The following is an 11,643-nucleotide window of genomic DNA, read 5'->3' as shown; positions in this document are numbered from 1 at the left end:
GCGACCTCATCTGGCCAGGCAGTGGGGGGATTGCCTAGCCAGTGACTCAAGTATTAACGCTGCATTAGCGGTCTGCTGGCGGATTTCCGCGCTTTTTAAACGCATTTGGAATACATGTCTCGCTGGCTGATCGCCGTCAGTGACTTGCCAGCTCGTGCAGAAGCGCCAGGGTTTCATCGATGACGCGCTGCGGCGTGTAGAAATGCGGAGAGAAGCGAATGCCGCCGCCACGCAAGGCGCAGACGACTTGCGCCGCCTTCAGCCGCTCGAAGAGCGCTGCATTGTCCCAGCCATGCAGGCGGAAGGTGAGGATGCCGGCCCGACGCTCGGCTGTTGTCGGCGACAGGATGTCGACCCCGCCCAGATCGCCTAATCCCCGACACAGCCATTCGACGCGTTCGTCGAGGGCTGCGGCGACCTGCTCCATGCCCACTTCCTCCAGCAGGGAAAGACTGGCCTCGAGCGCCATCGCCCCGAGCAGGTTGGGACTGCCGCATTCGAAGCGTCGTGCGCTGCGGGCCGGTTCCCAGTCCGTGCGATCATAATCGCCGGCGTGTTCCAGCATGTGCCAGCCGTACTCGTGCAGCTTCAGTTGATCGCGCAGGTCGCTCCGGCAATAGAAGACGCCGAGCCCCTCGGGGCCGAGCATCCACTTGTGGCCGTCGGCCATGGCGAAAGCGCAGCGATTCTGCTGGACATCGAAGGGCAGGGCGCCGAGCTGCTGGATCGCGTCGATGCACAGCAGCACACCGCGCTGCTCGCAGCCTTCGCCCAGACGTGCAAGATCCAGGCGCAGGCCGCTGGCGTACTGCACCGCGCTGATCGCCATCAGTCGTACCCGCGGCCCGCAGGCCGCCAGCAGGTCGCCTTCCGGATCGGCACCCTTAAGGCTGACCTGAACGACCTCCACGCCGAATGGCTGCAGTGCCTCCCAGACGACACGGTTGGATGGAAATTCTTCATCGCTGATGACGATGCGATCACCGCTTTTCCAGTCCAGGCCAAAGGCGACAAACGACAGTGCTTCGGACGTGTTCTTGACCAGTGCCACGTCGGCGCTGGTCGGTGCGTTGAGCAGGCGCGTAAGGCGCTGGCGCAGGCTGCGCTCGACCGTAAGCCATTGCGGATAGTCACGTGCGCCGAGGGTGGCGTTCTGCTCGGCAAAGGCACTGACGGCACTGGCGGCTCGCCGAGGCCAGGGCGCGACGGCAGCATGGTTGAGATATCGCAAACCGACTATTTGCGGAAATTCGTCATTTATGTGAATCATCGGTGGATGCCCCGTGCATTTGATGACCGGTTAGGCATAATGACCGCCTCGATTTCTCATCTAAGCAGCCTCCTATGCAGAATGAACCCCGTAAGGTCCGCGAATTTCGTCGCCGCGAACAGGAAATCCTCGATACCGCGTTGCAGCTCTTTCTCGACCAGGGAGAGGATAGCGTCACGGTCGAGATGATTGCCGATGCGGTGGGCATCGGCAAAGGCACCATCTACAAGCACTTCAAGTCGAAGGCCGAAATCTACCTGCGGCTGATGCTCGACTACGAGCGCGACCTGAATCAGCTGCTGCATTCCCCGGATCTTGATCGCGACAAGGAAGCGCTTTCGCGCGCCTATTTCGAGTTCCGCATGCGCGACCCGCAGCGTTACCGTCTGTTCGACCGCCTCGAGGAGAAAGTGGTCAAGGGCAACCAGGTCCCGGAGATGGTCGAGCAGCTGCACAGCATCCGCGCATCCAACTTCGAACACCTGACCCAGCTGATCAAGGGGCGTATCGCCGAGGGCAAGCTCGAAGACGTGCCACCGTATTTCCATTACTGCGCCGCCTGGGCTCTGGTGCACGGCGCGGTCGCGCTGTATCACTCGCCGTTCTGGAGCAATGTGCTGGAGGATCAGGACGGATTCTTCCAGTTCCTGATGGATATCGGTGTGCGCATGGGCAACAAGCGCAAGCGTGATTGACGTCGGCGCAGGCGAAGCACAATGAGCATGAGCGAGTTTCCCGTCCGCTATATCGAGCCGGTTTTCCGGCCGCCGAGCGAAGCGCATTCACTGATCCTGCCGGTGACCAACGGCTGTTCGTGGAACGCCTGCACGTTCTGCGAGATGTACACCGCGCCGCAGAAGAAATTCCGCGCCCGCGATGAGGTGGAAGTGCTCGAAGAGATTCGCCGCTGCGGCGAGCAGCTGATCGTTCAGCGGGTGTTTCTGGCCGATGGCGATGCGCTGGTGCTGCCGACTCGCAGGCTGCTGAAGATCCTGGAGCAGATTCGCCAGTGCCTGCCGGAGGTGCAGCGCGTGTCCAGCTACTGCCTGCCACGCAATTTGCGCAAGAAGTCGGTCCAGGAGCTGCGTGAGCTGGCGGACGCCGGGCTTGGCATGGCCTACGTTGGCGCGGAGTCCGGTGACGACGAGGTGCTGGCGCGGGTCAACAAGGGCGAAACCTACGAGTCGACCCTGAGCGCGCTGGACAAGCTTGGCCAGGCGGGAATCACCCGTTCGGTGATGATCCTCAATGGCCTTGGCGGGCGGGCGCTGAGCCGGCAGCATGCTCGCAATTCGGCACGCCTGATGAACGCAGCGCAGCCCGAGTTTCTTTCCACGCTGGTGGTCAGTTTCCCGCAGGGTTATGCGCGTTTTCGCCAGGGATATGAAGACTTCGAGCCGCTACCGCTTTCCGACCTGCTTGTTGAGCTGGAATGGCTGCTGGGCGATCTCCAGTTGCGTGACACGGTGTTCCGCAGCGACCACGCCTCCAACTATCTGGTGCTCAAAGGCACGCTGGGAGCCGACAAGCCGCGCCTGATGCGCCAGCTGCGCGAGGCGATCGACGATCCCCGTGCTGCGCCTTTGCGCCAGGAGTGGCAGCGCGGGCTTTGAGCGGCAGACGCGCTGGTACCAGCACCATCGGCTGGCCGATCTGGCGTGGATGCTGCATTGTCGGTGCGATTGCCGGTTTTCCGACACCGGCCTCTGGAGGGTGAAATCCATGCGTTTTCTATTAAGCGTGCCAGGTTTGCTGGCATTGCTTGCCCTGGCTGGCTGCATGAAAGTCAGCGACATGGCCGAGGGCACCCGCTACCACCTGAGGGATGCCGGTATTCTCGATCACAGCGAGACACGCCGGGCCAGCTCATGGCGTCTGCAGCCGGATTCCTTCATCTATATCGCGCAGGGCCATTTCGTACCCCCGGGTGATGTCTATCCGCGGCCGAATGTCGTGGCGGAGGAAGCCTTCAACGGCTTCGTCGAATATTTCCCGCTGGTGCGCCGCGCTCGCGAGCCGGCCGGGCTGGAGGAAGCCATGACGCAGGCCTCTGCGGTCGGCGCCCATTACCTTCTGTATCTGCGCTACGCAGCGGCGGACGATCGCATCGGCAGCTTCGACGAGCTGAACGAGCAGCGCGCACTGGATCGGCTTGGCGTGGATTCCGGTGTAGTGCAACTGATGCTGATCGAAACCGGCACGCACTATCTGGTCGATACCGCGCGCGTTCGCAGCCGTGGCGGGCTGCTCGGCATTTACGATGCCAGACCCGAGCATCTCCTGCGGCCGCCTTTGCAGGACTATGCTCGTCGGTTACTGGGTCTGTCACGCTGAGGGATGTGGCAGTATCGAAGCCGACATAGCTGCGAAGCGAGGAGAACGGGATGAACGAGACAGGCAAGGCGGGAGACCTGCTGGCCCAGCTCTCGGCGGGCGAGAAGAAGGGGCTGCCGCCGGTGCATTTGTGGAACCCGCCATTCTGCGGCGACCTCGACATGCGTATCGCACGAGACGGTACCTGGTTTTACCAGGGCACGCCTATCGGACGTCCGGCGATGGTTCGTCTGTTCTCCACAGTGATTCGACGCGACGGCGATGATTACTTCCTGGTTACGCCGGTGGAAAAGGTCGGGATCCAGGTCGAAGATGCGCCCTTCGTCGCGGTGCGGCTGGACGTGAGCGGGGAGGGCGAAGCGCAGTTGCTGCGTTTCGTCACCAATGTTGACGATGTGGTGGAGGCCGGTCAGGAGCATCCGCTGCGCGTCAGCCTCGACCCGCAGACTCAGGAACCATCGCCGTACATTCACGTGCGCGCCAATCTCGAGGCGCTGGTTCATCGCAACGTGTTCTATCGGCTGGTGGATCTGGCCGTGCCGGGTGATGTGGACGGCGAGAGCTGGCTCGGCGTGTGGAGCGGCGGTGTGTTTTTTCCCATAGGACGTACCGAGTAGCGTCGCGGTATACCGGTTTCAACGGCATAAAAAAGGCTCCCGAGGGAGCCTTTTTCGTTGCTTACATGTTGGGGTAGTTCGGCCCACCGGTACCTTCCGGCGCGACCCAGGTGATGTTCTGGGCCGGGTCCTTGATGTCGCAGGTCTTGCAGTGCACGCAGTTCTGTGCGTTGATCTGGAAGCGCTTGCTGCCATCGTCGTTGCTGACCACTTCGTAGACGCCTGCCGGGCAGTAGCGCTGAGCCGGCTCGTCGTACAGCGGCAGGTTCTTGTCGATCGGGATGCTTGGGTCGGTCAGCTTGAGGTGAACCGGCTGGTCTTCCTCATGGTTGGTGTTGGAGAGGAACACCGAGCTGAGCTTGTCGAAGCTCAGTTTGCCGTCCGGCTTCGGATACTCGATCTTCTTCGACTCGGCGGCCGGCTTGAGGCACGCGTAGTCCGGCTTTGTGTCGTGCAGCGTGAAGGGAATCTTGCCGCCGAAGATGTTCTGGTCGATGAAGTTGAACGCGCCACCCTTGATTGCGCCCCATTTGTGAATGGCAGCGCCGAAGTTGCGGCTCTTGTACAGCTCGTCGTACAGCCAGCTGTTCTTGAAGCCTTCTTCGTAGGCGCTCAGCTCGTCACCACCTTCGCGACCGGCCAGCAGCGCGTCCGCCGCAGCTTCGGCGGCCAGCATGCCGGACTTCATCGCGGTGTGGCTGCCCTTGATCTTGGCGAAGTTCAGGGTACCGGCGTCGCAGCCGATCAGTGCGCCGCCGTTGAAGACCATCTTCGGCAGGCAGTTCAGGCCACCTTTGGCGATGGCGCGGGCGCCGTAAGAAACGCGTTTGCCGCCCTCCAGGTACTGCTTGATCACCGGGTGGTGCTTGTAGCGCTGGAACTCGTCGAACGGCGACAGGTGCGGGTTGCTGTAGGACAGATCGACGATCAGGCCGACCACGACCTGATTGTTTTCCAGGTGATAGAGGAACGAGCCGCCAGTGTTCTCGTCGTTCAGCGGCCAGCCCGCGGTGTGCACGACCAGACCTTGCTCGTGCTTGGCGGGGTCGATGTCCCACAGTTCCTTGATGCCAATGGCATAGTGCTGCGGGTCGACATTGGCGTTGAGCTGGAAGCGGTTGATCAGCTGCTTGCCGATATGTCCGCGGCAGCCTTCGGCGAACAGCGTGTACTTGGCACGCAGCTCCATGCCTGGGGTGTACATGCCTTCTTTCGGGTTGCCTTCGCGATCGACGCCCAGGTCACCGGTGACGATACCGCGCACGATGCCGTTTTCGTCGATCAGCGCTTCCTGGGCGGCGAAGCCCGGGTAGATCTCGACACCCAGGTTCTCGGCCTGCTGGGCCAGCCAGCGGCACAGGTTGCCCAGGGAGATGATGTAATTGCCTTCGTTGTGCATGGTCTTGGGGACCAGCGCATTGGGCAGCTTGCTGGCCGCTTCGGCGGTCTTCAGCAGATAGATGTCGTCACGCTTGACCGGCGTGTTGAGCGGGGCGCCGAGTTCTTTCCAGTCGGGGAACAGTTCGTTCAGCGCGCGAGGTTCGAAGACCGCGCCGGACAGGATATGGGCACCTACTTCGGAGCCTTTCTCGACGACGCATACACTGATTTCCTGACCAGCGTCGGCGGCTTTTTGCTTCAGGCGGCAGGCTGCGGATAGGCCTGCAGGGCCGGCGCCGACGATGACAACGTCGAATTCCATGTATTCGCGTTCCATTAGGCTTTCTCCTACTCAGGGCTTGGTTGTTATATAAGTGGTGGAGGGCTGTGATCGGCCCCTGACCGAGCCGGGCCGGCGCATTATATATAGACGCTCGAATCGGTCCAATACAAACGTTTGTTTGAATTTTCTGGAAGCCTGTTAGAATCGGCCGAACCGCGAGGTTATGACGGGTCATATGCGTTGTTGACCCCGTCTGCGGCCTGCGGTCAAGATACGGACGGTTTGCACTCGCCGAACAGGGCAGCGGCTATCGAAACCCCAAGCCACGAGCAAGGCTCGGTTCGCCTCGGCGGAATTCTATTCACCGGAGAGTAACGAGGAATCCATGAAGGTTCTTGTAGCTGTCAAACGAGTGGTCGATTACAACGTCAAGGTTCGCGTCAAGGCGGACAACTCCGGCGTTGACCTCGCCAACGTCAAGATGTCGATGAACCCCTTCTGCGAGATCGCCGTGGAAGAAGCGGTTCGCCTGAAAGAGAAGGGCGTGGCGAGCGAAATCGTTGTCGTCTCCATCGGCCCGACCGCTGCCCAGGAGCAGCTGCGCACCGCACTGGCGCTGGGCGCCGACCGTGCCGTGCTGGTCGAGTCCAACGACGAACTGAACTCCCTGGCGGTTGCCAAGCTGCTCAAGGCCGTGGTCGACAAGGAGCAGCCGCAACTGGTGATCCTCGGCAAGCAGGCAATCGACAGCGACAACAACCAGACCGGCCAGATGCTCGGCGCGCTGACCGGCTATGCCCAGGGCACCTTCGCCTCCAAGGTGGAAGTGGCTGGCGACAAGGTCAACGTCACCCGCGAAATCGACGGCGGCCTGCAGACCGTCGCGCTGAACCTGCCGGCGATCGTCACCACCGACCTGCGTCTGAACGAGCCGCGCTACGCGTCGCTGCCGAACATCATGAAGGCCAAGAAGAAGCCGCTGGAAGTGCTGACCCCGGATGCGCTGGGCGTCGCCACCACGTCCACCGTGAAGACCCTGAAAGTCGAAGCACCGGCTGCTCGCAGCGCCGGCATCAAGGTCAAGTCCGTGGCTGAACTGGTCGAGAAACTGAAGAACGAGGCGAAGGTAATCTAAATGACTATCCTGGTTATCGCTGAACACAACAACGCCGTCCTCGCGGCCGCTACCCTGAACACCGTCGCCGCCGCCAAGCGGATTGCCGCCCAGGCCATCGGTGGCGACATCCACGTGCTGGTAGCCGGCAGTGGCTGCGGTGCCATCGGCGAAGCAGCCGCACAGATCGAAGGCGTAGCCAAGGTACTGGTCGCCGACGATGCGGCTTACACCAACCAGCTGCCCGAGAACGTCGCGCCGCTGATCGCTGATCTGGCCAAGAACTACAGCCATGTACTGGCCGCTGCCACCACCAACGGCAAGAATTTCCTGCCACGCGTTGCCGCGCAACTGGACGTCGACCAGATCTCCGAGATCATCTCGGTGGAAAGCCCGGACACCTTCAAGCGCCCGATCTACGCTGGTAACGCCATCGCCACCGTGCAATCCAGCGCGCCGATCAAGGTGATCACCGTGCGTTCGACCGGTTTCGATGCCGTGAACGCCACCGGTGGCTCGGCTGCGGTTGAGCAGATCTCCGGTACTGGCGATGCGGGCAAGTCCGCGTTCGTCGGCGAAGAGCTGGCCAAGTCCGACCGTCCCGAACTGACCGCTGCCAAGATCGTCGTTTCCGGCGGCCGCGGCATGCAGAACGGTGACAACTTCAAGCACCTGTACTCGCTGGCCGACAAGCTCGGCGCCGCGGTCGGTGCATCCCGCGCCGCAGTCGATGCCGGCTTCGTGCCGAACGACATGCAGGTCGGCCAGACCGGCAAGATCGTCGCACCGCAGCTGTACATCGCCGTCGGTATCTCCGGTGCCATCCAGCACTTGGCCGGCATGAAGGACTCCAAGGTGATCGTCGCGATCAACAAGGACGAGGAAGCCCCGATCTTCCAGGTTGCCGACTATGGCCTGGTTGGCGATCTGTTCGAGATCATTCCGGAGCTGGAACGGCTCGTCTGAAGCTGATCGCTGTCGAAAGAACCCGCTCATGTAGCGGGTTTTTTCATGGGCGGTCAGCGGGTTCGTCGGTGTACCATCGGCGCAACCGTTTCGCACCCGCTCAACCGCACTAAGAGGATTTTCATGCGTTTCGCCTTTGCGTTGAAATCGGCCTTGATCGCGTTGACCCTGGCGACGCCGCTCACGGCAACGGCCGCGGGAAAATGTGATCGCCTGGTGGCAACCGGTGCCGCGGACAACCCGCCGTTTCTCTGGCGGGATCCGCAGAACCCCAAACGGCTGATCGGTGCCAATGCCGATCTGCTCGGGCAGATTGCCGATTCCCTCGGACTGAAGCTGGATCTGCTCTACACGGGCGATCGAGCGAAGGCGCTCGACGAGGTACGCAGCGGTCGGGTCGATGTGCTGGCCGATGCGACCCTCAGCGTGCAGCGCCTGGAAGAGCTGGATTTCGTGCACCCGGCGATCATCCAACTGCAGACCGTCGCCTGGGTACGCAACGAGCCGGGCTTCTTCTATGCCAGCCGCGAGGACCTGAAGGGGCACGGCGGGCTGACCGTTGGCGCCGGACGTTTCGGCAGCGAGTTCGATGCCTTCGCCAAGAGCAGCCTGCAGTTGCAGCAGGTCAACAGCCTCGACCAGGGCTTGCAGAGACTGGTCGCCGGCGGCAGTGATTACCTGTTGCACGAGCGCTACAGCACGGTTGCCGCGGCGGATGCGTCGGGCATGCTGGACAAGATTCAGCGGCTTGATCCGCCAGTGGTCGGGCGTGACATGCACCTGGCCATCTCGCACGATTCGGCCTGCAACGATCCCTGGCTGCGCGGACAACTGGCGCGGAAAATGACAGAATTGCGTGCCGCGGGTGTGCCGGAACAGCTGGTGGCGCACAACCTGACCGTCTGGAAAAACCAGCAGGCGGAGCGGCCAAAGGCTTCGAAAAAGTAGGATTCAGCGTGTTGAAACGTCTCTTCCCCAGCGCATCACTGGCCTTCTTCATGCTGGCCGGATGTGCCAGCGATCCCGCACCGACCGCTCAGCTGCAGCTGAGCGAGCAGGCCGTGGCGCAGGCCCGCTCCATGGAGGCCTCCAGGGCCCATGAGGAACTGGCACTGGCCGAAAGCAAGCTGAGCGCTGCGCGTGCAGCGCTGCAAGCCGGTGACAATCGTCAGGCCCGCATGCTGGCCGAGCAGGCGGAGCTGGATGCCCGCCTGGCGGAGGCGCGTGTGCTGAAGGATCAGCGCCAGGCACAGATCGACGATCTGAATCGACGCATCCAGCGTCTACGCCAGCAGTTGGGAGAGGTCCGGTGAACATGCGTTTCTTCCTCGTCATGGCCGCGCTCGCACTGACCGGCTGCTCGAGCCAGGACACTGAGCATGAGCTCGCCCAGGCGTCGGCCGCGCTGGAGCGCATTCAGGCTGACGGCATGGTTCAGCGCGGTGCGCCGAAGGACCTGCAGCGAGCGCTGGAGACCCTGCAGCGCGCCGAACGCTTCAATGACTACTGGGGGGGAGCCGAAGACGCTCGCCATTACGCTTACCTGAGCCGACGCTACAGCGAAATCGCCGCGCGGCAGGGCGAACTGTTGCAGCATCAGGAGCAGGTGGCGCGTCTGGAGATGGAGCGCGACCGACTGCGGCGCATGCTGCAGGATGCCCAGCTGATGACCGCTGAACAGCAGGGGCGCTGGCTGGAAGACCAGATGATGAGCCTGGCCGCCAGCGAGACCGACCGAGGTCTGGTGATGACCCTGGGGGACGTGCTTTTCCACCCTGACAGTGCCGAGCTTGGCAACTCGGCCAACCGAACCTTGCTCAAGCTGGTGCACTTTCTTCAGCTCAATCCGCAGCGCAAGGTACGCATCGAAGGCTACAGCGACAGCCGTGGCGATCCGCAAGCCAATCTCGAACTATCGCGCGCGCGGGCGCAAACGGTGGCCGACCTGCTCATCAGCCTGGGCATCGAAGCCGAGCGCGTCGAGGTGCGCGGCTACGGCGAGCGCTTTCCGATCGCCGAGAACGCCTCTGCACGCGGGCGCGCGCAGAATCGGCGCGTGGAAATACTGTTTTCCGATGCAGCGGGCAATCTCGGCCCGGACCGCTAGCGCCCCGTCTGGATAGACTGTTTCGCCCACATGCTGCGTAACTGTATTGGTCCGCAGGTGGTCCGCTGAGCTACTGTTACGGTTCAGTTGGCGGGAGACCGGCGAGATGACCAATCTGTTGCTCTATCAACGCATTGCCCAGCAGCTCGCCGAGGACATCCGGCGCGGAGTGTATCGGCCTGGCGAACGTGTACCTTCGGTGCGCAAGATGAGCCGACAGCTGAGCGTCAGTCACGCGACGGTGCTGCAGGCCTACGCCAACCTGGAGGATCAGGGCATGATCCGGGCGCGTCCGCAGTCCGGCTTCTATGTCCACCAGACGCCGGTCCTCACCGCGCCGACACCCGATATCGCGCGGGTCGAGCGGCCCACGTTGGTCACGCGCAGCAGCATCATCAACCAGGTGCTCAGCGAGTCCCGTCGCGAAGGGCTGATTCCGCTGGGTGCCGCCGTGCCGCATGTGGATTATCTGCCGGTCAGGGCTTTGCACCAGCAACTTGCCAAGGTCACGCGCTTCCAGAGCCCACGGGCGTTCAGCTACATGTTCAGTCCCGGCTACGAGCCGTTGCGTCGTCAGGTGGCGATCCGCATGCGCGACGCCGGCGTGGTGGTCGATCCCGGCGAGATTGTCATCACCCATGGTTGCGTCGATGCACTGCAAATGTCGCTGCGGGTATTGACCCGGCCCGGTGATCTGATCGCCGCCGAATCGCCAACCTATTACGGCCTGCTGCAACTGGCGGACCTGCTGGGACTCAAGGTCATCGAAATTCCCAGCGATCCTGATACTGGCATGAGCCTCGAGGCGCTGCAGCTGGCAGCCGGGCAATGGCCGATCAAGGCGCTGGTGCTCACGGCGCGGCTGAGCAACCCGCTGGGTGTGAGCATGCCCGACCACCGGCAGAAGCAATTGCTGAACCTCGCGGCCCGGTTCGACATCCAGATCGTAGAGGACGATATCTACGGTGAGCTGATGTTCGAGCAGGACCAGTACAAGGCGCTGAAGTCCAACGACCGGGACGGGCGGGTCATCTATTGCTCGAGTTTTTCCAAGACCCTGTCACCCGGTGTGCGTATCGGCTGGGTCATCGCCGGACGCCATCAACCGGAGATCGAGCGCCTGCAGACCTTCAGTACCCACTCGGCCTGCAGCGTGACGCAGATGGCGGTGGCCGCGTACCTGGAGAATGGTGGCTATGATCGACACCTGCGGGCCATCCGCCAGGAGTACCGCAAGAACCTCAGCGCTTTCCAGCTGGCGGTGCAGCGCTATTTCCCGGAAGGCACGCAGATGACGCGGCCCAAGGGCAACTTCATTCTCTGGGTCAGTCTGCCGGTGCGGGTCAATACTCAGGAACTGCACGTGAGGGCGCTGGAGCAGGGCATCAGCATCGCGCCGGGTCTGATTTTCAGCAACACCGAGCAGTTCAACCACTGCATACGGCTCAACTGTGGCCTGCCGTGGAATCATGAAACCGAGCGGGCGCTGCGTACGCTCGGGCAACTGGCGTCGGAGCTGTGCCGGGACGCACAATAGACGCTCCTGAGTCGTTCGCCGTGAGGAAAGATGCC

The 11,643-nt window shown here is 62.4% G+C and carries 12 protein-coding genes; 10 read left to right on the top strand and 2 right to left on the bottom strand.

What is annotated here, in order from left to right:
• Positions 1-136: 136 nt before the first annotated feature.
• A complete protein-coding gene (locus VF716_RS01445) occupies positions 137-1,270 on the bottom strand; it encodes an aminotransferase class V-fold PLP-dependent enzyme (protein ID WP_045157633.1) in 1,134 nt (377 codons plus the stop codon).
• A gap of 74 nt (positions 1,271-1,344) precedes the next feature.
• Here VF716_RS01445 and VF716_RS01440 point away from each other — a divergent pair, with 74 nt between their 5' ends.
• From VF716_RS01440 to VF716_RS01425, 4 genes are all read left to right on the top strand, one after another.
• A complete protein-coding gene (locus VF716_RS01440) occupies positions 1,345-1,965 on the top strand; it encodes a TetR/AcrR family transcriptional regulator (protein WP_011913721.1) in 621 nt (206 codons plus the stop codon).
• 21 nt (positions 1,966-1,986) lie between these two features.
• Positions 1,987-2,883 carry a radical SAM protein gene (locus VF716_RS01435; RefSeq protein ID WP_011913720.1) on the top strand — a complete coding sequence of 299 codons (897 nt, stop codon included), beginning with the start codon at positions 1,987-1,989 and terminating at the stop codon, positions 2,881-2,883.
• A gap of 109 nt (positions 2,884-2,992) precedes the next feature.
• Complete coding sequence (locus VF716_RS01430) at positions 2,993-3,604, top strand: DUF4823 domain-containing protein (protein ID WP_017243968.1); 612 nt, start codon at positions 2,993-2,995, stop codon at positions 3,602-3,604.
• Positions 3,605-3,654: 50 nt separating this feature from the next.
• Positions 3,655-4,221, top strand: a complete 567-nt coding sequence (locus VF716_RS01425) for a DUF1285 domain-containing protein (protein WP_011913718.1) — start codon at positions 3,655-3,657, stop codon at positions 4,219-4,221.
• Between the two features lie 61 nt (positions 4,222-4,282).
• Here the strand turns inward: VF716_RS01425 and VF716_RS01420 are convergent, their stop codons facing one another.
• The gene (locus tag VF716_RS01420) at positions 4,283-5,938 is read right to left on the bottom strand and encodes an electron transfer flavoprotein-ubiquinone oxidoreductase (RefSeq protein WP_011913717.1); all 1,656 of its coding nucleotides are present in this window, start codon (positions 5,936-5,938) and stop codon (positions 4,283-4,285) included.
• A 331-nt stretch (positions 5,939-6,269) separates the two neighbouring features.
• Between VF716_RS01420 and VF716_RS01415 the strand changes: the two genes are divergently transcribed.
• The 6 genes from VF716_RS01415 (at position 6,270) to VF716_RS01390 (ending at position 11,608) form a co-directional block, all read left to right on the top strand.
• The gene (locus tag VF716_RS01415) at positions 6,270-7,019 is read left to right on the top strand and encodes an electron transfer flavoprotein subunit beta/FixA family protein (RefSeq protein WP_013983240.1); all 750 of its coding nucleotides are present in this window, start codon (positions 6,270-6,272) and stop codon (positions 7,017-7,019) included.
• Entirely contained in the window at positions 7,020-7,964 is a 945-nt protein-coding gene (locus VF716_RS01410; RefSeq protein WP_125865375.1) for an electron transfer flavoprotein subunit alpha/FixB family protein, read from the top strand.
• Between the two features lie 123 nt (positions 7,965-8,087).
• Positions 8,088-8,912 carry a substrate-binding periplasmic protein gene (locus VF716_RS01405; RefSeq protein ID WP_020307178.1) on the top strand — a complete coding sequence of 275 codons (825 nt, stop codon included), beginning with the start codon at positions 8,088-8,090 and terminating at the stop codon, positions 8,910-8,912.
• Between the two features lie 11 nt (positions 8,913-8,923).
• On the top strand, positions 8,924-9,277 hold the full coding sequence (locus VF716_RS01400) for a DUF4398 domain-containing protein (protein WP_019405818.1): 354 nt from the start codon (positions 8,924-8,926) through the stop codon (positions 9,275-9,277).
• Positions 9,274-10,071, top strand: coding sequence for an OmpA family protein (locus VF716_RS01395; protein WP_020307179.1), 798 nt, complete (start codon positions 9,274-9,276; stop codon positions 10,069-10,071). The genes VF716_RS01400 and VF716_RS01395 overlap by 4 nt, the downstream gene beginning before the upstream one ends.
• A gap of 106 nt (positions 10,072-10,177) precedes the next feature.
• Entirely contained in the window at positions 10,178-11,608 is a 1,431-nt protein-coding gene (locus VF716_RS01390; RefSeq protein ID WP_011913710.1) for an aminotransferase-like domain-containing protein, read from the top strand.
• Positions 11,609-11,643 lie beyond the last annotated feature (35 nt).

It is taken from the genome of Stutzerimonas sp. Brlt_14 (assembly GCF_051948915.1).
In the GTDB taxonomy this organism is placed as follows: domain Bacteria; phylum Pseudomonadota; class Gammaproteobacteria; order Pseudomonadales; family Pseudomonadaceae; genus Stutzerimonas; species Stutzerimonas stutzeri.
The sequence above is the reverse complement of the archived record's forward strand: the minus strand, read 5'-3'. Positions and strand labels throughout refer to the sequence as shown.

Excerpts from the sequence above, each read along its gene's own strand:
- VF716_RS01445 (WP_045157633.1), bottom strand. The coding sequence starts at position 1,270 with ATGATTCACATAAATGACGAATTTCCGCAAATAGTCGGTTTGCGATAT.
- VF716_RS01440 (WP_011913721.1), top strand. The coding sequence starts at position 1,345 with ATGCAGAATGAACCCCGTAAGGTCCGCGAATTTCGTCGCCGCGAACAG.
- VF716_RS01435 (WP_011913720.1), top strand. The coding sequence starts at position 1,987 with ATGAGCATGAGCGAGTTTCCCGTCCGCTATATCGAGCCGGTTTTCCGG.
- VF716_RS01430 (WP_017243968.1), top strand. The coding sequence starts at position 2,993 with ATGCGTTTTCTATTAAGCGTGCCAGGTTTGCTGGCATTGCTTGCCCTG.
- VF716_RS01425 (WP_011913718.1), top strand. The coding sequence starts at position 3,655 with ATGAACGAGACAGGCAAGGCGGGAGACCTGCTGGCCCAGCTCTCGGCG.
- VF716_RS01420 (WP_011913717.1), bottom strand. The coding sequence starts at position 5,938 with ATGGAACGCGAATACATGGAATTCGACGTTGTCATCGTCGGCGCCGGC.
- VF716_RS01415 (WP_013983240.1), top strand. The coding sequence starts at position 6,270 with ATGAAGGTTCTTGTAGCTGTCAAACGAGTGGTCGATTACAACGTCAAG.
- VF716_RS01410 (WP_125865375.1), top strand. The coding sequence starts at position 7,020 with ATGACTATCCTGGTTATCGCTGAACACAACAACGCCGTCCTCGCGGCC.
- VF716_RS01405 (WP_020307178.1), top strand. The coding sequence starts at position 8,088 with ATGCGTTTCGCCTTTGCGTTGAAATCGGCCTTGATCGCGTTGACCCTG.
- VF716_RS01390 (WP_011913710.1), top strand. The coding sequence starts at position 10,178 with ATGACCAATCTGTTGCTCTATCAACGCATTGCCCAGCAGCTCGCCGAG.